Source organism: Comamonas koreensis (genome assembly GCF_021026195.1).
Lineage (GTDB): Bacteria > Pseudomonadota > Gammaproteobacteria > Burkholderiales > Burkholderiaceae_C > Comamonas > Comamonas koreensis.
In genome coordinates this window covers 285421-303025 of the sequence record NZ_JAJNCT010000003.1, presented here as the reverse complement: position 1 = coordinate 303025, position 17605 = coordinate 285421, and the positions used below count along the sequence as shown (strand labels likewise).

Sequence of the window (17605 nt, the reverse complement as noted above, 5' to 3'; positions counted from 1 at the left end):
ATGCAACAATGGCGCGGTGGCTGTCCCGGTGCGCCTGCATGCACGCGCCAGAGCAGCTTCCGGCCCAGCCCCGGCCAGCGGCTCGACATGCCTTCGCAGGGCAGGCGGCAACCGCCATCTGGGGCTGCTCAAGAAATTCAAATAGATTCCATCACTTTGGTGATGTAATTTGCGTATGCAGTCTCGCTTTCAACACATTGCCCTGATCGGCAAACACCATGCGCCACCCACTGCCGAGGTGCGCCAGCAGTCCTATGCGGCTTTCAGCCAGATCGCATGCTATATCGAGGCCCAGGGCGGCACTGCATTTCTGGAGCAAGAGACGGCCGCCTTCACTGGTATGGAGCACTATCCCACCCTCAGCATGCAGCAGATCGGTGAGCGCTGCGACCTGGTCATTGTGCTGGGAGGCGACGGCACCATGCTGGGTGTGGGGCGCGAGTTGGCCCAGTACAACACGCCTCTGGTCGGTATCAACCAGGGCCGCCTGGGCTTTGTGACCGACGTGCCGCTGCAGACCTTCATGGGCCCGCTGTCGGCGATTCTGGCGGGTGAGTACGAGGAAGAAGTGCGCTCGATGATCCATGCCCGCGTGATGCGCGAAGGCCAATGCGTCTTCGAGGCCCTGGCCTTCAACGATGTGGTGGTGAACCGGGGTGGTACCTCGGGCATGGTCGAGTTGCGGGTCGAGGTCGATGGCCAGCTGGTGGCCAACCAGCGCGCGGACGGATTGATCATTGCCACCCCCACCGGCTCGACCGCCTATGCGCTGTCGGTTGGGGGCCCCATCGTGCACCCCACGGTGCCCTGCTGGGTGATGGCGCCGATTGCGCCGCACATGCTGTCCAACCGGCCCAGCGTGATTCCAGACACGCAAGAGATTTCGATTGAAGTGATTGGCGGGCGCGATGTGGCCGCCAATTTCGACATGCAGTCGCTCGCCTCCATCCTGCGCGGCGACAAGATCCTGGTGCGCAGCGCGCCGCACAAGGCACGCTTTCTGCACCCCCGGGGCTGGAACTACTACGCCACCCTGCGCAAAAAGCTGGGCTGGAACGAAGGGGGCATCACGCCATGAGCCTCAGACGCATTGGATTGCGTGATTTCGTCATCGTCGAGCAGCTAGAGGTGGACTTCCAAACCGGCTTCACGGCGCTGACCGGCGAGACCGGCGCCGGTAAATCGATCCTGATCGATGCCTTGCAACTGGTGCTGGGCCACCGCGCCGACACCGGTTTTGTGCGCCAGGGCGCCAGCCGCGCCGAGCTGATGGCCGAGTTCGATACGCCCGCCACCCTCGAAGGCTTTCTCAGCGACAACGACATGCCGGGTGAGGAAACCCTGCTGCTGCGCCGTGTGATCGATGCGCAGGGCAAGAGCAAATTCTGGATCAATGGCGTGCCGGCTACCGCAACGCAGCTGCGCAGCATTGCCGGCGCCCTGGTCGACATCCATGGCCAGCACGCCTGGCAAGGGCTGACCCAGCCCGAATCGGTGCGCCAGCTGCTCGATGCCTATGCCGGCACTGACAGCACCCCCACCCAGCGCGCCTATGCGCTGTGGCGCAGTGCCGACAAAGCCTTGCAGCAAGCCCGCAGCATGGAGGAAACCCACCAGCGCGAGCGCGAACGCCTGCTCTGGCAGATTGCCGAAATCGACAAGCTCGCGCCCGGCCCGCAGGAATGGGAGGAGCTCAACACCCAGCACGGGCGCCTGTCCAACGCCCAGGCCCTGATGGATGCAGCCAACAACGCGATGGCCAGCCTCGAAGGCGAAGACGGCGGCGCGCTCACCCAGGTCAACCGCAGCCTGCATCTGCTGCAGGCCCAGGCCCATGTGGAGCCCGGTTTTTCGGCGATGGCCGATTCGCTGGAATCCTGCCTGGCCCAACTCGAAGATGTGATGCGCTCGCTCAACGGCTACCTGCGCCATGCCGAGCTGGATCCGGACAAGCTTGAACAGCTGGACCAGCGCCTGGGCAGCTGGATATCGCTGGCGCGCCGCTACAAGCGTGCGCCGGAAGACCTGCCCGCGCTGCTGCAGGGCTGGCATGCCGAGCTGCTGGCGCTGGAAGCCTCCTCCGACATGGTGCAGCTCAGCAAGAATGCCCAGCAGGCACAGGAGGCCTACCAAAAGGTGGCCGCCACGCTGAGCCAAGCGCGCCAGCAAGCGGCCAAGCGCCTGTCCAAGGCCATCACCGCGGCGATGCAGGACCTGGGCATGGCCGGTGGCCGTTTTGTGGCCCAGGTCAGCCCGGCGCGCGAGCCACGCAGCGATGGCATTGACGATGTGGAACTGCTGGTGGCCGGCCACCCCGGCACCGACGCAAAACCGATTGCCAAGGTGGCCTCGGGCGGCGAGCTTTCGCGCATCTCGCTGGCGATTGCGATCTCGACCAGCCAGCTCGGCCAGGCCCCCACGCTGATCTTTGACGAGATCGACTCGGGCATCGGCGGCGCCGTGGCCGATGCGGTGGGCCGCGTGATGCGGGCACTGGGGCGCGACCGCCAAGTGCTGGCGGTCACCCACCTGGCCCAGGTAGCAGCGCGTGGCGACCATCATCTGCTGGTGGCCAAGCAGCGCAGCAAGGGAGGCACCACCAGCCATATCCGTACCGTGGCCGCTGATGAGCGGGTCAACGAAATTGCCCGCATGCTGGGCGGCGAGAACCTCTCGGCCACCAGCCGGGCCCATGCCCAAGAGATGATTGCCGGAGGAATGAATGACCGATAAGACATCTGCCTCGCAGCCCCTGGAAGTGGTGGTCATCACCGGCATGGCCGGCTCGGGCAAGTCCGTGGCGTTGCATGCACTGGAAGACGTGGGCTACTACTGTGTGGACAACTTTCCGCCCGAGCTGCTGCAGGCCCTGGTCGCGCTGGAGCACTGGCAGCATGGCAGCCGCGTTGCCATCGCCATCGATGCGCGCAGCGCCAAGGGACTCTACCTGGTGCCCGGGCAGTTAGACCGACTGCGCGATGCCGGTGCCCAGGTTCGGCTGATCTACATGGATGCACAGCGCGACACGCTGATGCGCCGCTTTTCTGAAACCCGCAGGCGCCACCCACTGACCAACGAAAAGCTGCAAGAAGGCCCGCGTGCACTGGTGCAGATGATCGAAGAGGAACGTGCGCTGCTGTCCGATCTGCGCGAGCAGGCCCATGTGATCGACACCAGCAATATGCGCGGATCGCAGCTGCAAGCGCAGATCAAGGACTGGATCCAGGCGCCTCAATCGAGCCTGACCTTGTTGTTCCAGTCCTTTGGCTTCAAGCACGGCATCCCGATCGACAGCGATTACATGTTCGATGTGCGCATGCTGCCCAACCCTTATTACGAGCCAGAGTTGCGCCCCCACACGGGATTGGAAGCACCGGTCGCCAACTTCCTGGCACAGCAGCCCAAGGTGCTGCAGATGCAAAACGACATCATCCGCTTTCTGGACAACTGGCTGCCTGAGCTGGTGAAAAACCACCGCAGCTACGCCACCGTATCAGTGGGCTGCACCGGCGGCCAGCACCGCTCGGTCTATCTGGTCAACGCGCTGGCCCAGCACTTTCAAGGCCGCTGGACGACCTTGCAGCGCCACCGCGAGCTGAGCGCCAAAAAAGGCTGATGCACGCGCTGCTTACTCGGCGCGCAAGGCCACGCTGAGCTGGTCCACCACGTTCGCCCAATCGGCATCTGCGGTGATGCTCTCCCGCAAAAAGCGCGCCTGTGCTGGCGACCAGAACGGAGCGTCGGCCATCAGCAAGGTGTCGGGCAGCGGGCGGTGGGTTTCAATGAACTCGCGAATCGATGCGTCGTCATCGGGCAGGCCCAGTTGCTGGAACAGGGACGAGAATGGATGGACAGTGGGTTCCATGGCGCACTTTCAAAGCAAAAAGATGGCTGCAGTCTAATTGCCGGGCAAAGGCGCGCTTTGCAGGACAAGCACTGCAATCGACGCCAGTGCCTGCTGCCCCGGCCAGCCTCAGAACCCGCGCTGCAGCAGACTGCGAACCGGCGCGGGCAGGCCCACATCGGGCCACTGTGCAGGCAGCACCCACTGGCCAGACTGTGCCGGCACAAAATCGGCAGCAATGGGGACCCGCACCGGGTGCAGATGCAGGTCCTTGTGGGTGAGCACATGCAAAAAAGCGGCGCCATGCACGGGCGCTGAGGTGGCGCCGTAACGGGCAGACAGCTGGAGCAGTGCTTCTTCGCTGTCGCAGACCGGCATGCAGAACAGGCCGGCCCAGATGCCCGGTGCCGGGCGCTTTTCCAGCCAGATGGCGCCATCGGGCCGTTGCCAGCACAGCAGCCACCAACTGGCGGCGCTGCGCTTCAATTTCTTGGTCTTGACGGGATAGCGCTCGGGCTGGCCCTGGCGGTGTGCTACGCAATCTCCGTGCACCGGGCAGAGCAGGCAGCTGGGCTTTTTGGCGGTGCAGATGGTGGCGCCCATGTCCATCATGCCCTGGGTATAGCGCGGCATGTTGCGCGCCAGGTCGGTGGTGGGCAGCAGGTCTTCGGCCAGCGCCCAGAGCTTTTTCTCGGCGGCGCTGCTGGCCAGGTCGTCGTCAAAGCCCAGCACGCGGGTGAGCACCCGTTTGACGTTGGCATCCAGAATGGCAGCCCGCTGCGCAAAGCAGAACGAGGCAATCGCGCCTGCGGTCGAACGGCCAATGCCAGGCAAGGACGAGAGTTCTTCGACCGTGTGCGGGAACGCACCGCCAAAGCGCTCCATCACCTCCTTGGCGCAGCGGTGCAGGTTGCGTGCGCGGCTGTAGTAGCCCAGGCCGCTCCACAGCGCCATGACTTCTTCATCGCTGGCCGCGGCCAGATCGGCCACCGTGGGGCAGCGCTGCAAGAACCGCTCGTAGTAGCCCAGCACGGTGCTGACCTGGGTCTGCTGCAGCATGATCTCGGACAGCCAGACGCGGTAGGCATCCTGGGTGTTCTGCCAGGGCAGGTGGTGTCTTCCGTGGACTGTCTGCCAGGCCACAATCTGTTCGGAAAATCGGCTCACAATCGCTGTTCTCGGGGGGAGTTATAGATGGCTGCGGCCGCTCTGGGGCGGCCTGTCAGCCCGGTGTTTATTTCTGGCAGCGCTTGCAGTAATAGGTGCTGCGCTGCCCTTGTTTGATGACCTGCACCGGCTGGCCGCATTGCTGGCAGGGCTCTCCAGCCCGGCCATAAACGCTGGCCTGCGCCTGGAAGGCACCGGCATAGCCATTGACCTGGACAAAATCGCGCAAGGTGCTGCCGCCCAGCGCAATCGAGCGGGTCAGCACTTCGACGATCGCTGCATGCAGGCGCCGCGCCTGGGGCCGTGTGGTCTGGTTGGCCGGTTTGGTGGGTGCGATGCCGGCCAGGAACAGCACCTCACTGGCGTAGATATTGCCCACGCCCACGACCACCTGGCCGCCCAGCAGCAGCTGCTTGATCGGCATGCGCGATTTTTGCAAACCCGCCCACAGGTGCTCAAAGCTGAAGCCGGCACTCAAGGGCTCCACGCCCAGGTTGGCAAACAGCTTGGCGGCCATGCCGGAATCGGCATCGGGCGACCACACCACCGCGCCAAAGCGGCGCGGGTCGTGCAGGCGCAGCAAATGCTGGTCGGTGAACAGGTCGAAATGGTCATGCGGGCCGGCGGGCACATCCATCTGGCTGACCTGCAGGCTGCCGGACATGCCCAGGTGGATCAGCACCACACCCTGGTCCAGCACCAGCACGATATATTTGCCGCGGCGCTGCACATCAGTGATGGTGCGGCCAGCGAGCGCTGCGGTCTCGATACCCAGCGGCCAGCGCAAAGGCTTTCCGATACGCACGGAGGCGATGCGCGCGCCTTGCAGCGGCGCAACCAATCCCCGCCGCGTGACTTCCACTTCTGGTAACTCTGGCACTTTCTTCCTTCTGCAAGGCCCTTGGGCATCGTTTATTATGGGCCGATGACGCAAAAACTTCGTTTACTGGCTTATTTTCTGGCCTCTGGCCTGATGGCACCCGCGTTTGCAGCGCCTGCCCAAGCACCGCAAAACGGCGCTGCCCAGCGACCACTGGCCTTGGCCGCGGCTGAGCGCGCCGATGATGCCAGAGTGGAGCTGGATGCGGAGCTTTTTTACGAACTGCTGTTGGGCGAAATGTACGCCTACCGTGGTGATGCGGCGACCAGCGTGGAATTGCTGCTCGATGCCGCCCGCCGATCGGGCGACGAAAAGGTCTACCAACGCAGCGCACAGCTGGCGCTGCTGTCGCGTTCCGCCAGCCGCGCCACTGAAGTGGCCCAGGCCTGGAAGAACGCCTTCCCCCAATCGCGCGCCGCCAGCCGCTACATGCTGCAGGTGATGCTCTCGACCAACCATGGCGAGGAAACCGGCCCGCTGCTCAAGCAAGAGATTGCACTGGCCAAGCCCGATGAAAAGCTGGACTGGATCCGCGCCATCCCCAGCATCTACCGCCGCCTGAGCGACCAGACGCTGGCCGCCCGCATCGTGCGCGAGGCACTCACCCCCGAGCTGGAAAACCCCGCCACCGGCCCCGAGGCCTGGGCCGCCATCGGCCGCATGGAGCTGGCCGCCGACCAGAAGACCGAGGCATTGGCATCTGCCCGCCGGTCGCTGCAGCTCAACCCCGACAACGAGAGCGCGGCCAAGCTCGCCGCTGACCTGGTCAACGCAGGTGTGCCCGGCGCTGAATCGCTGGTGGTTGATTTCTTGGACAAATCCAAGAGCGGCGAGGCCCACCTGGCCTATGCCCGCAGCCTGATGAATGCCGAGCGCTTTGACGAGGCCAAAACCCAGCTGGAAAACGCCACGCGCCTGAGCCCCGAATCTGCCGACGCCTGGATGCTGAAAGCCGCACTGGAAGCCCAGCTCAAGCAGTACACCGAGGCCGATGTCTCGCTGCTCAAGCTCGACACCCTGATCGACAAATTCCCCTCGGCGGTGCTGCAGCGTGAAGTACGTATCCAAAGCCTGATGCTGCGCGAGCAGATGGCCGAAGCCCAGCAGAAATGGGCCGAGGCTGACCGCTGGGCCGATGAGATCGCCAAGGCCGGCAACACCGCGCTGGCCACCTTGCGCAAGGCCTCCATCCAGATGCAGCAAGGCAACTACGATGCCGCTGCTACTTTGCTGGACCAGTTGCCCGAAGGCAATGCCGGCGAAGCGCGCGCCAAGCTGGCAGCGCAAGTGCAACTGCAAAAGACTGCGAAGAACTATGCCAAGGCGCTGGAGCTGCAAGGCCGCCTGGTCGCGCTGCAACCGCAGGACCCGGACGCGCTGTACGAGCAGGCCATGCTCGCCGAACGCATGAACAACATCGAGCTGGCCGAGACCCAACTGCGCAGGCTGATCGAGCTGCAGCCCGATTTTCACCATGCCTATAACGCGCTGGGCTACTCGCTGGCCGATCGCGGCCTCAAGCTCGACGAGGCCAAGAGCCTGATCGAAAAGGCGCTGAGCATGTCGCCGGGCGATCCCTTCATCACCGACAGCCTGGGCTGGGTGGAGTTCAAGCTGGGCAACCTTGACCGCGCTGCCGAGCTGCTGGAGCAGGCCTATACCAAGCAACCCGATGCCGAGATTGGCGCCCACCTGGCCGAAGTCTGGTGGAAGCAGGGCAAGAACAAGCCCGCCGAAGAGCTGCTGCGCACCGTTTTGAAGACAGCGCCCAACAACGACATGGTCAAGAAGACCTTTGAGCGCCTGGGAATCAAGCCATGACGATGCAGCGCAGGCAGCTCTGCCTGGCCGTCATCGGCGCTGGCCTGCTGCCCGTCATCTCGGCCTGCAGCACCGCAGCGCGCCAGCTGGAAGCCGCACCGGGCAAGACCTACTGGTCGGGCCGCATGTCGGTGCAGGTGCTGGAGAGCCCACCGCAGAGTACCAGCGGCAGCTTTGAGCTATCAGGCAGTGCCGCTTCGGGTGAGCTGGTGCTGCTCAACCCTCTTGGCAATATCGTGGCACGCGTGCAATGGTCACCCGGCCAGGCCAGCGCGCAGCAAGGCACGCAGACGCGCCAGGCCAGCTCACTCGACGAGCTGACGCAGACCCTGCTGGGCACCAGCTTGCCGATTGCTGCGCTGTTTGACTGGCTGCAGGGCAAACCCACCGAGGCGGCCGGCTGGCAGGCCGATCTGGAGGCACGCAGCGAAGGGAGAATCCTGGCCCGCCGTCTAACCCCCCTGCCTGAAGCCAGCCTGCGCATCGTCCTCGACGCGCCATGATTCTTTTGTGAGACCCTGATCCATGCGTACGCTGTACGACGTTCCCGCACCTGCCAAGCTCAACCTCTTCCTGCACATCACCGGCAGACGCGCCGATGGCTACCATCTGCTGCAGTCGGTGTTCATGCTGATCGACTGGGCCGACACCCTGCACTATGAGCTGCGCAGCGGCAGCCAGATCAGCCGCGAAGACCTGAACACCCCGCTGCCCGCCGATGACCTGATCACCCGCGCTGCACGGGCCTTGCAGCAGGCCACCGGCTGCAACAAGGGCGTGCACATTGGCGTGTACAAAAACCTGCCGGCCCAGGCGGGCATGGGCGGCGGCTCATCGGATGCCGCGAGCACCCTGCTGGCCCTGAACCAGCTCTGGGATTTGAAGCTCTCGCGCAGCGAACTGCAGCGCATCGGGCTGACGCTGGGCGCCGATGTTCCGTTTTTTATTTTCGGAAAGTCGGCTTGGGTCGAAGGAATCGGTGACATAATACGTCCACTCGAAAACGAGCAGCAACTAGCAGACACCGCGCTGGTAGTTGTGAAGCCGCAAGAGGGTCTGGATACGAAATTAATTTTTTCAAGTCCGAACCTAAAACGCGATTCAGAAGCTGCTACAATGACGAGCTTCGCTGCAGAGAACTTTGACTTCGGTCGAAACGACTTGCAGCCGGTCGCAGAAAGCCTGTGCCCTTCGATAAAAAAAGTTTCTGACTTTTTGAAATCACAAGGATTACATGCTAAAATGACGGGCTCAGGTAGCGCAGTTTTCGCAGTGAAGAAAATGCAAGCTAATAGCTGCCAGAGCAGTTTTTCACAAGACTGGACAGTGAAAGATTGCACAAGTCTGATGGAACACCCTCTCAGAGGTTGGACCCAAGACTGAAAGTTTTAAAGGATTGGTGATGCTTAGCACCAATTCTTGTAGGGGAGTCGCCAAGCTGGTTAAGGCACCGGATTTTGATTCCGGCATGCGAAGGTTCGAATCCTTCTTCCCCTGCCATATTTCTTACCGCGTACAAGCAACGCACACAGCTAACCCATACCCACTGGGACGCTATGCAAGACCATCATCCAGACTTCATGGTTTTCACTGGCAACGCCAACCGCGAACTTGCCTCTGAAATTGCACAACACCTTCATACCTCCCTGGGTAACGCCGACGTAGGCCGTTTCTCTGACGGTGAAGTCACCGTCGAGATCAAGCAGAACGTACGTACCCGCGATGTGTTCGTGGTGCAGCCCACCTGCGCGCCCACCAACGACCATCTGATGGAACTGCTGGTGATGGTCGACGCTCTGAAGCGTGCATCGGCTGAGCACATCTGTGCCGTGATCCCCTATTTTGGCTACGCCCGCCAGGACCGCCGTGTTCGCTCGACCCGCGTGCCCATCACGGCCAAGGTCGTTGCCAATATGCTGCAAGCCGCTGGCGTGAGCCGCGTGCTGACGATGGACCTGCACGCTGACCAGATCCAGGGCTTCTTCGATATTCCGGTGGACAACATCTATGCATCGCCTGTGCTGCTGGGTGATCTGCGCCAGAAGAACTACGAAGACCTGATCGTCGTGTCGCCGGACGTCGGTGGTGTGGTGCGTGCCCGCGCACTGGCCAAGCAACTCCATTGCGATCTGGCCATCATCGACAAGCGCCGCCCCAAGGCCAATGTCTCCGAAGTCATGCATGTGATCGGTGATATCGACGGCCGCAACTGCGTGATCATGGACGACATGATCGACACCGCAGGCACCTTGGTGAAGGCTGCTGAAGTGCTCAAGGAGCGCGGCGCCAAGAAGGTTTACGCCTATTGCACGCACCCCATCTTCTCGGGCCCGGCCATTGAGCGTATCGGCAACGGTGCAGCTCTGGACGAAGTCGTCGTCACCAACACCATCCCTCTGTCGGCCGCTGCCCGCAACTGCAGCAAGATCCGCCAGTTGTCGGTGGCACCACTGATTGGTGAGACCATCCACCGCATCGCCACCGGCGAATCGGTGATGAGCCTGTTCCAGGAAGCCGAGTGAACCAAGGGCCTGCAAGGCCCTTTTTCTGCTTTCTGCTAAAATAGATAGTTTTCGCTGGCCGCTGCAATTTGTAGCGGCCTTTTTAACCGGGTGAACTGGTCGCGGTTCATCCCACATTGGAGTAATGAAATGAACGTTGTCGCTTTTGCGCGCGCTAAGCAAGGTACGGGTGCGAGCCGCCGCCTGCGTAATTCTGGCCGTACGCCTGGCATCATCTACGGTGCTGCTGCTGAGCCTCAGTTGATCGAAGTGGACCACAACAGCCTGTGGTACGCCCTGAAGAAGGAAGCCTTCCACGCATCCGTGCTGGAACTGGACCTGGACGGCGCCAAGAGCCAAGTGCTGCTGCGCGACGTGCAATACCACCCCTACAAGCAACTGGTGCTGCACATCGACTTCCAACGCGTCGATGCCAACACCGCGCTGACCATGAAGGTGCCCGTCCACTTCAGCGGTGCTGAAGAGTCCCCAGCTGTCAAGATCGACAAGTGCCTGGTGACCCCGGTTGTGACCGAAATCCAAGTGATCTGCATGCCCAAGGACCTGCCCGAATTCATCGCGGTGGACCTGAGCAAGCTGGAAAAGGGTTCGACCGTCCACTTGAAGGACATCGCTCTGCCCAAGGGCGTGAAGCTGGCTGCACAAACCAACCCTGCGCTGGTGTCCGTGGCCGCTCCTGCTGCTGCTGAACCTGCAGAAGGCGAAGCGCCTGCTGCTTAATCGCACAGCAAGCTGCTGACGCCTCTGGCGTCTGCAAGCCAGAGGCTGCATTGCTGGTCAATGCAGCCTTTTTTCATTCCTCCCCCCACTTCACTCCATCCGCCCATGATCAAGCTGTTTGTTGGCCTCGGCAATCCCGGCCCTGAATACGAAGGCACGCGCCACAACGCCGGCTTCTGGTGGATTGATGCGCTGGCCCGGGATTTGCGCCTGCAGCTGGTACCCGACCGCAATTACTACGGTCTGGTCGCGCGCACCTCGGTGCAAGGCGAGTCGGTCTGGCTGCTGGAGCCCCAGACCTTCATGAACCTGTCGGGCAAGTCGGTCGGTGCGCTCGCACGTTTTTTCAAGATCAAGCCCGAAGAGATTCTGGTGGTGCACGATGAACTCGATCTGCCGCCCGGCCAGGTCAAGCTCAAGCGTGGCGGTGGCCACGGCGGCCACAACGGCCTGCGCGATATCCATGCGCAGCTGGGATCATCCGATTACTGGCGCCTGCGCATCGGCATCGGCCACCCCGGTGACAAGCAGGAGGTGCCCAACTGGGTGCTGCGCAAGCCAGCGCCGGACCAGCGAACCCTGATCGAAGACAGCATCATCCATGCGCTGCAGGCCTCGCCCGAGCTGCTGGCGGGCGACATGGACAAGGCCACGTTGAAGATCCACACCACCAAGCCCCAGCGGCCCAAGCCGCCGCGCCCTCAGGCCGTCTGAGCGCGCCGGGCTACACGCACATCAATGCCCACCACCCCCGACAACCCCGCAGTCACAGGCCCTTGTCAGCCTGCAAGCGCACATAGCGCTGCATCAACGTGGGCTTGTCTTCCTGAAAATCGGGGTGCACCGGAATGCAGGCCACCGGGCAGATCTGCACGCACTGGGGCTCATCGAAATGGCCCACACATTCGGTGCAGCGGTGCGGATCGATCTCATAGTAGTCCTCCCCCATCGAGATGGCATCGTTGGGGCACTCGGGCTCGCAGACATCGCAGTTGATGCACTCATCGGTAATCATCAAGGCCATGGCGGCGTCTCCAAGATTCCAGCACGGGGGAAGAAGTGTGACATGAGCGACATTATCCCGCGTGCGCCTTAGCCATACTCTTGGCACTGCGAGTAAGCATGTATGGTGTGTCGGAATTGTTCGCGTTATGCTTGCCGCTGCGAAAAAATACAACCAGCACCTGCAGTCTGCGCGCCTTTCCTAACCACGATGGCTATCCATGGGCTTATTCATTCTCAAGCGCACACTCACCTTGCTGCTCACCTTGCTGGGCACCTCGATTGTCGTCTTCCTCGTGCTGGAGATCCTGCCGGGCAACGCCGCCCAGATGCTGATGGGGCCTGATGCCGCTCCCGAAGCGGTGGCTGAGCTGGCCGAGCAGCTCGGGCTCAACCAACCTGCGTGGGAGCGCTACGTGCACTGGATCTCGGGACTCGTGCACCTGGACCTGGGCAACAGCTACAGCTACGGCACCCCCGTCATCGAACTGATTGCCGAGCGCATGGCGCTCACCCTGCCGCTGGCCCTGATGGCCATGGCCATCACCACCGTCGTCGCACTGGCCGCCGGCATCTATGCCGCCAGCCGCCACAACAAGATCGGTGATGTCAGTGTCATGGGCCTCGCCCAGCTGGGTATTGCGATTCCCAATTTCTGGTTCGCCATATTGCTGATTTTGCTGTTTTCGGTGCAGCTCAAATGGTTCTCGGCGGGCGGCTTTCCGGGCTGGACCGAGGCATCGGGCGGCTCGCCCTGGGCAGCGATCAAGTCGCTGTTGCTGCCAGCGCTGTCGTTGGCGGTGGTGCAGGCCGCCATCCTGGCGCGCATCACCCGCTCGTCGGTGCTCGAAGTACTGCGCGAGGACTTTGTCCGCACCGCCCGGGCCAAGGGCCTGTCGCAACGCGCAGCGCTGTATGGCCATGTGCTGCGCAATGCGCTGGTGCCGGTGGTCACCGTGATGGGCCTGCAGTTTGCCGAGCTGATGGCCGGCACGATCGTCGTCGAGAACGTGTTCTACCTGCCGGGCATGGGCCGCCTGATCTTTCAGGCCATTGCCAACCGGGACCTGATGGTGGTGCGCAACTGTGTGATGCTGTTGGCAGCCATGGTGGTGATCGTCAATTTCGTGGTGGACCTGCTCTATGCCTGGATCGACCCCCGCACCAAAGCCAGCGATATCTGAGCACGCCATGCAACCGCCTACCTCCGTCGCCCCCACCCTGCCCGCGCCCGCTGCCAGCCCAGTGCCAGGCAACACCGTACCCCGCAACACGCTGTGGCGCCGCGCACTGCGCAACCCCAGCTTCATGATTGGCCTGGTGCTCACGGCACTGCTCCTGCTCGCCGCTGGCCTGTCCTATTTCTGGACGCCGCACTCGGCCTTCGAGATGAACATGGAGGCCAAGCTGCAAGGGCCTTCGCTGGCCCACTGGCTGGGCACCGATGCCTATGGGCGCGATGTTGCGTCGCAGCTGCTGCTGGGCGCCCGGGCCTCGATCCTGGTCGGCGTCATTGCCGTGGGCATGGGCGTCGTGGTTGGCACGGCGCTGGGCCTGCTGGCCGCTGCCAAACGCGGCTGGGTTGAAGAGGCCATCATGCGCCTGGCCGATTTCTCGCTGGCCTTCCCCGCGATTCTCTCGGCCATCATGCTGACCGCCGTCTTCGGCCCGGGCATCGTCAACGCGATTGTGGCCATCGGCATCTACAACATTCCCATGTTCGCCCGCATTGCACGCGGCTCGGCCAACACCATCTGGGGGCGCGAATACGTCACCGCTGCACGCGCCTGCGGCAAGGGCGCCTGGGCCATCACCTGGCAGCATGTGCTGCCCAATATCTCGGCCACGTTGATCGTGCAATGCACCATCCGCTTTGCGATTGCGATCCTGGCCGAGGCCGCGCTGTCCTACCTGGGCCTGGGCACCCAGCCACCGCAGCCGTCCTGGGGCCGCATGCTGAGCGAGGCGCAGACCTTGATGTTCCAGGCGCCGCTGCTGGCCGTCTTCCCGGGCGTGGCGATTGCCCTGTCGGTGCTGGGCCTCAACCTGCTGGGCGACGGTCTGCGCGACCTGCTCGACCCCCGTCTCGCCCGCAAGCGCTAAGAACGTGTTGACGTTCTAAGGAGTGTCCATGGCATTGATTGATGTACAGCACCTCGAGATCGTGCTGCAAACCCACCGGGGCCCCGCCCGCGCCGTGCGCGATGTCAGCTTGCAGATCGAGCGCGGCCAGGCCCTGGGCCTGATTGGCGAATCGGGCTGCGGCAAATCCATCACGGCCATGGCCTTGATGGGCCTGCTGCCGGAATCGGCCCAGGTCAACGGCAGCGCTACGCTGGATGGCCAAAGCCTGGTGCAGCAGCCCGACCGCTGGTGGCGCAGTGTGCGCGGCAACCGCATTGCGATGATCTTCCAAGAGCCGATGACGGCGCTGAACCCGGTGCACACCATCGGCCGCCAGATCAGCGAGCCGCTGCGCCTGCACAAGGGCTGGAGCGCACGCCAGGCCCGTGAAGAAGCGATTGCGCTGCTCGACCGCGTCGGCATTGCCCAGCCCGCGCAGCGCTTTGATGCCTATCCGCACCAGTTCTCGGGCGGGCAGCGCCAGCGCATCACCATCGCGATGGCGCTGGCCTGCGGCCCCGATCTGCTGATCGCCGATGAGCCCACCACGGCGCTGGATGTCACCATCCAGCAGCAGATCCTGGACCTGATCAATGGCCTGGTCGAGGAGCGCCAGATGGCCTTGCTGCTGATCTCGCACGACCTGGGCGTGATCTCGCAGAACGTCGACAAGATGGTCGTGATGTACGGAGGCACCGTGGTCGAATCGGGCAGCACCGAGGCCGTGTTCGAGCACATGGCCCACCCCTACACCCGGGGCTTGCTGGCCGCGCGCCCCAGCATGCAGCCACGCCTGCAGGGCCAGCCCCAGCGCCTGCACACCATTGCCGGCTCGGTGCCCGAGCTGGTCGACCTGCCCGCTGGCTGCACCTTTGCCGGCCGTTGCAGCTTTACCCAAGCCCCCTGCTTTGTGCAAAAGCCGCCCCAGGTGGCCCTGCCATCGACCCACCCGCAGGAGACGCACCAGGTGCACTGCCTGCGGCCCGAGGCCTATGCCATCGCCACCGAGACCCCTGACGAGACCCCCGCATGACGGCAGCCTCCCACACCCCCCCCTTGCTGCAAGTGCGCGACCTGGTGCGCACCTACACCCTGCCCCGCGAAAAGCTGTTTTCCGCGCCCCCCACGGTGCGCGCCCTCAAGGGCGTGAGCTTTGACCTGCATGCCGGCCAGAGCCTGGGCATCGTCGGCGAGTCGGGTTCGGGCAAGTCCACCTTGGCGCGCCTGGTGATGGCACTGGACCAGCCGACCTCCGGCCAGGTGCTGCTGGAAGGCCAGGACCTGCACCGCATGGAGGCGGCTGCGCTGCAGCGGGCACGCAAGGATTTCCAGATGGTCTTCCAGGACCCCTATGGCTCACTCGACCCGCGCCAGACCGTCGAGCGCATCGTCAGCGAACCGCTGCAGACCCAAAACACCAGCTCGCGGGCCGAGCAGCGCGAGCGCGCCAGCCAGGTGCTGCAGCAGGTGGGCCTGCGCGCGCAGGATGTGGACAAGTACCCGCATGAGTTCTCCGGCGGCCAGCGCCAGCGCATCGCCATCGCCCGCGCACTGATCACCAAGCCCCGGCTGATCATCGCCGATGAACCCGTGAGTGCGCTGGACGTGTCGGTGCAGGCCCAGGTGCTCAACCTGATGCAGGACCTGCAGCGTGAGCACGGCATCACCTACCTGCTCATCAGCCACGACCTGGCCGTCATCAACCACCTCTGCGATGCGGTGGTGGTGCTCTACCAGGGCGAGATCGTCGAGCGCGGCACGCCCGCCCAGCTGTTCCAGCATGCCCAGCACCCCTATACACAAAAACTGGTGCAGGCCGTGCCCCAGGTCAGGCCCCGGCGTCACCGCATGCCAGCAGGGATTGGCGCAAGTCCTGTATAACCGTGCTTGAGCTTCTCGGCGCGCCCGGCAACGGCGGCGCCACTGCCCAGCTTTCCCCATAAATTGAATAAACCCCTATCCAAGGAGTACCGGATGCTGAACCGTAGACACCTGCTTGCCGCAGGCACCCTGGCACCGCTGCCGCTGTGGCTGCCTGGCATCGCCCAGGCGCAGGCCAAGAAAGACACCGTTGTGCTGGGCATGACCCTGGAGCCGCCAGGGCTGGACCCCACCGCCGGCGCCGCCTCGTCGATTGCCGAGATCACCCACTACAACCTCTACGAGACGCTGACCAAGATCAACTCGGACGGCAGCGTCTCGCCGCTGCTGGCCGAGAGCTGGGAGGTCTCGCCCGATCTGAAGACCTACACCTTCAAGCTGCGCAAAGGGGTGAGCTTCCACAATGGCGAGCCCTTCAACGCCAACAGCGTCAAGTTCTCCTTTGACCGCGCAGCCGGTGAGAAGAGCACCAACAAGGACAAGCGCACCTTCGCCAACCTCACGGCCCAGGTGGTGGACGACCACACGGTGGTGATCCTCAACAAGGAAATCGACCCGGACCTGCTGTTCGTGCTGGGCCAGGCCACCTCGATCATCGTGGAGCCCAAGAGCGCCGACAGCAACGCGACCAAGCCCATCGGCACCGGCCCCTACAAGCTTGGCAACTGGAGCAAAGGGGCATCGATCACCTTGGATGCCTGGCCGCAGTACCGCAACCCCGGCAGCATCCGCATTCGCCGCGCCACCTTCCGCTTCATCTCGGATGCCGCCGCGCAAGTGGCCGCCTTGCTGGCCGGTGATGTGGACATCTTCCCGCGCGTCTCGGCCCGTGGCATCGACCAGTTCAAGACCAACCCGCGCTACCAGGTGGTCATCTCCGGCTCGCGCGCCAAGACCATCGTCGCCATCAACGAGCGCCGCAAGCCGCTGGACGATGTGCGTGTGCGCCGTGCACTGTCTGCGGCCATCGACCGCAAGGCCGTCATCGCCGGTGCGGCTGAAGGCTTGGGCGTGCCGATTGGCAGCCACTATGTGCCTGGCGCCTATGGCTATGTGGACACCACCGGCATCAACCCCTTTGATGTGGAAAAGGCCAAGAAGCTGATGGCCGAGGCCGGCGTGAAGACGCCGCTGAGCCTGAGCATGACTCTGCCGCCCACGCCGTATGCGCGCCAGGGCGGCGAGATCATAGCCGCGCAACTGGCCAAGATCGGCGTCGAGGTCAAGCTGCAGAACGTGGAATGGGCGCAGTGGCTCTCGGGCACCTACACCAACAAGAACTACGACCTGTCGCTGATCTCGCACGTCGAGCCTTTCGACCTGGAGAACTACACCCGGCCCGATTACTACTGGGGCTACAAGTCCGAGAAGTTCAACAAGCTGTTCGAACAGATCAAGCTCGAAGCCCGTCCTGCCGACCGCTCGCGCCTGCTGGGCGAGGCCCAACGCCTGCTGGCCGAAGATGCCGCCAACGTCTACCTGTACCAGCCGCAGTGGGTGACCATTGCCGCCAAGAACGTGCGTGGCCTGTGGAAGGACATGCCGATCTTCATCAACGACCTGTCATCCATGTACTGGGCTTGAACCCGGTCTTGCGCTAGGCTTCAAACCAGCACACCGCCCATCTACGGCCTGCCGAGATGG

General features: G+C 63.4%; 18 protein-coding genes and 1 tRNA gene. 15 read left to right on the top strand and 4 right to left on the bottom strand.

The window, feature by feature from the left end; all coding sequences use genetic code 11:
- The first annotated feature begins 175 nt into the window (after positions 1-175).
- The 3 genes from LPW39_RS01405 to rapZ are packed head-to-tail and all read left to right on the top strand — an operon-like array spanning position 176 to position 3616.
- The gene (locus LPW39_RS01405; RefSeq protein WP_021025025.1) at positions 176-1078 is read left to right on the top strand and encodes an NAD kinase; all 903 of its coding nucleotides are present in this window, start codon (positions 176-178) and stop codon (positions 1076-1078) included.
- Positions 1075-2733, top strand: coding sequence for a DNA repair protein RecN (gene recN, locus LPW39_RS01400; RefSeq protein WP_230770672.1), 1659 nt, complete (start codon positions 1075-1077; stop codon positions 2731-2733). Before LPW39_RS01405 ends, recN begins: the two co-directional genes overlap by 4 nt.
- The gene (gene rapZ, locus LPW39_RS01395; protein WP_230770670.1) at positions 2723-3616 is read left to right on the top strand and encodes an RNase adapter RapZ; all 894 of its coding nucleotides are present in this window, start codon (positions 2723-2725) and stop codon (positions 3614-3616) included. Before recN ends, rapZ begins: the two co-directional genes overlap by 11 nt.
- Positions 3617-3628: 12 nt before the next feature.
- On the opposite strand, the gene LPW39_RS01390 is transcribed toward rapZ, so the two are convergent.
- The 3 genes from LPW39_RS01390 to mutM all read right to left on the bottom strand — a co-directional run bounded on the left by LPW39_RS01390 (position 3629) and on the right by mutM (position 5891).
- Entirely contained in the window at positions 3629-3865 is a 237-nt protein-coding gene (locus tag LPW39_RS01390; RefSeq protein ID WP_230770668.1) for a DUF2789 domain-containing protein, read from the bottom strand.
- Positions 3866-3973: 108 nt separating this feature from the next.
- Complete coding sequence (mutY, locus tag LPW39_RS01385; protein ID WP_407928770.1) at positions 3974-5014, bottom strand: A/G-specific adenine glycosylase; 1041 nt, start codon at positions 5012-5014, stop codon at positions 3974-3976.
- A 64-nt stretch (positions 5015-5078) separates the two neighbouring features.
- Positions 5079-5891 carry a bifunctional DNA-formamidopyrimidine glycosylase/DNA-(apurinic or apyrimidinic site) lyase gene (gene mutM, locus LPW39_RS01380; RefSeq protein WP_230770665.1) on the bottom strand — a complete coding sequence of 271 codons (813 nt, stop codon included), beginning with the start codon at positions 5889-5891 and terminating at the stop codon, positions 5079-5081.
- A gap of 45 nt (positions 5892-5936) precedes the next feature.
- Between mutM and LPW39_RS01375 the strand changes: the two genes are divergently transcribed.
- From LPW39_RS01375 to pth, 7 genes are all read left to right on the top strand, one after another.
- Positions 5937-7712, top strand: coding sequence for a tetratricopeptide repeat protein (locus LPW39_RS01375; protein ID WP_230770663.1), 1776 nt, complete (start codon positions 5937-5939; stop codon positions 7710-7712).
- A complete protein-coding gene (locus LPW39_RS01370; RefSeq protein WP_230770661.1) occupies positions 7709-8215 on the top strand; it encodes an outer membrane lipoprotein LolB in 507 nt (168 codons plus the stop codon). The genes LPW39_RS01375 and LPW39_RS01370 overlap by 4 nt, the downstream gene beginning before the upstream one ends.
- Before the next feature lie 22 nt (positions 8216-8237).
- Complete coding sequence (gene ispE / locus LPW39_RS01365; RefSeq protein WP_230770659.1) at positions 8238-9095, top strand: 4-(cytidine 5'-diphospho)-2-C-methyl-D-erythritol kinase; 858 nt, start codon at positions 8238-8240, stop codon at positions 9093-9095.
- A 40-nt stretch (positions 9096-9135) separates the two neighbouring features.
- A tRNA-Gln gene (locus LPW39_RS01360) sits at positions 9136-9212 on the top strand.
- 56 nt (positions 9213-9268) lie between these two features.
- A complete protein-coding gene (locus tag LPW39_RS01355; RefSeq protein ID WP_230770657.1) occupies positions 9269-10234 on the top strand; it encodes a ribose-phosphate pyrophosphokinase in 966 nt (321 codons plus the stop codon).
- Between the two features lie 129 nt (positions 10235-10363).
- Complete coding sequence (locus tag LPW39_RS01350) at positions 10364-10954, top strand: 50S ribosomal protein L25/general stress protein Ctc (RefSeq protein ID WP_116927040.1); 591 nt, start codon at positions 10364-10366, stop codon at positions 10952-10954.
- Positions 10955-11059: 105 nt separating this feature from the next.
- Positions 11060-11668 carry an aminoacyl-tRNA hydrolase gene (gene pth / locus LPW39_RS01345; protein ID WP_230770656.1) on the top strand — a complete coding sequence of 203 codons (609 nt, stop codon included), beginning with the start codon at positions 11060-11062 and terminating at the stop codon, positions 11666-11668.
- A gap of 52 nt (positions 11669-11720) precedes the next feature.
- On the opposite strand, the gene LPW39_RS01340 is transcribed toward pth, so the two are convergent.
- Positions 11721-11978, bottom strand: a complete 258-nt coding sequence (locus LPW39_RS01340; RefSeq protein ID WP_021025013.1) for a YfhL family 4Fe-4S dicluster ferredoxin — start codon at positions 11976-11978, stop codon at positions 11721-11723.
- Between the two features lie 199 nt (positions 11979-12177).
- Between LPW39_RS01340 and LPW39_RS01335 the strand changes: the two genes are divergently transcribed.
- From LPW39_RS01335 to LPW39_RS01315, 5 genes are all read left to right on the top strand, one after another.
- On the top strand, positions 12178-13140 hold the full coding sequence (locus LPW39_RS01335; RefSeq protein ID WP_230770654.1) for an ABC transporter permease: 963 nt from the start codon (positions 12178-12180) through the stop codon (positions 13138-13140).
- A 7-nt stretch (positions 13141-13147) separates the two neighbouring features.
- Positions 13148-14059, top strand: coding sequence for an ABC transporter permease (locus tag LPW39_RS01330; protein ID WP_230770653.1), 912 nt, complete (start codon positions 13148-13150; stop codon positions 14057-14059).
- Positions 14060-14087: 28 nt separating this feature from the next.
- Complete coding sequence (locus LPW39_RS01325) at positions 14088-15113, top strand: ABC transporter ATP-binding protein (protein ID WP_230770652.1); 1026 nt, start codon at positions 14088-14090, stop codon at positions 15111-15113.
- Positions 15110-15961, top strand: coding sequence for an ATP-binding cassette domain-containing protein (locus tag LPW39_RS01320; protein WP_230770651.1), 852 nt, complete (start codon positions 15110-15112; stop codon positions 15959-15961). Before LPW39_RS01325 ends, LPW39_RS01320 begins: the two co-directional genes overlap by 4 nt.
- A gap of 93 nt (positions 15962-16054) precedes the next feature.
- The gene (locus tag LPW39_RS01315; RefSeq protein ID WP_230770650.1) at positions 16055-17545 is read left to right on the top strand and encodes an ABC transporter substrate-binding protein; all 1491 of its coding nucleotides are present in this window, start codon (positions 16055-16057) and stop codon (positions 17543-17545) included.
- Positions 17546-17605 lie beyond the last annotated feature (60 nt).

Bases quoted from the DNA above. Each gene is read 5' to 3' on its own strand.
- pth (WP_230770656.1), top strand. From the start codon at position 11,060: ATGATCAAGCTGTTTGTTGGCCTCGGCAATCCCGGCCCTGAATACGAA.
- LPW39_RS01325 (WP_230770652.1), top strand. From the start codon at position 14,088: ATGGCATTGATTGATGTACAGCACCTCGAGATCGTGCTGCAAACCCAC.
- LPW39_RS01355 (WP_230770657.1), top strand. From the start codon at position 9,269: ATGCAAGACCATCATCCAGACTTCATGGTTTTCACTGGCAACGCCAAC.
- recN (WP_230770672.1), top strand. From the start codon at position 1,075: ATGAGCCTCAGACGCATTGGATTGCGTGATTTCGTCATCGTCGAGCAG.
- LPW39_RS01370 (WP_230770661.1), top strand. From the start codon at position 7,709: ATGACGATGCAGCGCAGGCAGCTCTGCCTGGCCGTCATCGGCGCTGGC.
- LPW39_RS01335 (WP_230770654.1), top strand. From the start codon at position 12,178: ATGGGCTTATTCATTCTCAAGCGCACACTCACCTTGCTGCTCACCTTG.
- LPW39_RS01340 (WP_021025013.1), bottom strand. From the start codon at position 11,978: ATGGCCTTGATGATTACCGATGAGTGCATCAACTGCGATGTCTGCGAG.
- LPW39_RS01320 (WP_230770651.1), top strand. From the start codon at position 15,110: ATGACGGCAGCCTCCCACACCCCCCCCTTGCTGCAAGTGCGCGACCTG.
- LPW39_RS01330 (WP_230770653.1), top strand. From the start codon at position 13,148: ATGCAACCGCCTACCTCCGTCGCCCCCACCCTGCCCGCGCCCGCTGCC.
- LPW39_RS01390 (WP_230770668.1), bottom strand. From the start codon at position 3,865: ATGGAACCCACTGTCCATCCATTCTCGTCCCTGTTCCAGCAACTGGGC.
- LPW39_RS01375 (WP_230770663.1), top strand. From the start codon at position 5,937: ATGACGCAAAAACTTCGTTTACTGGCTTATTTTCTGGCCTCTGGCCTG.
- ispE (WP_230770659.1), top strand. From the start codon at position 8,238: ATGCGTACGCTGTACGACGTTCCCGCACCTGCCAAGCTCAACCTCTTC.
- LPW39_RS01405 (WP_021025025.1), top strand. From the start codon at position 176: ATGCAGTCTCGCTTTCAACACATTGCCCTGATCGGCAAACACCATGCG.
- LPW39_RS01350 (WP_116927040.1), top strand. From the start codon at position 10,364: ATGAACGTTGTCGCTTTTGCGCGCGCTAAGCAAGGTACGGGTGCGAGC.
- rapZ (WP_230770670.1), top strand. From the start codon at position 2,723: ATGACCGATAAGACATCTGCCTCGCAGCCCCTGGAAGTGGTGGTCATC.
- LPW39_RS01315 (WP_230770650.1), top strand. From the start codon at position 16,055: ATGCTGAACCGTAGACACCTGCTTGCCGCAGGCACCCTGGCACCGCTG.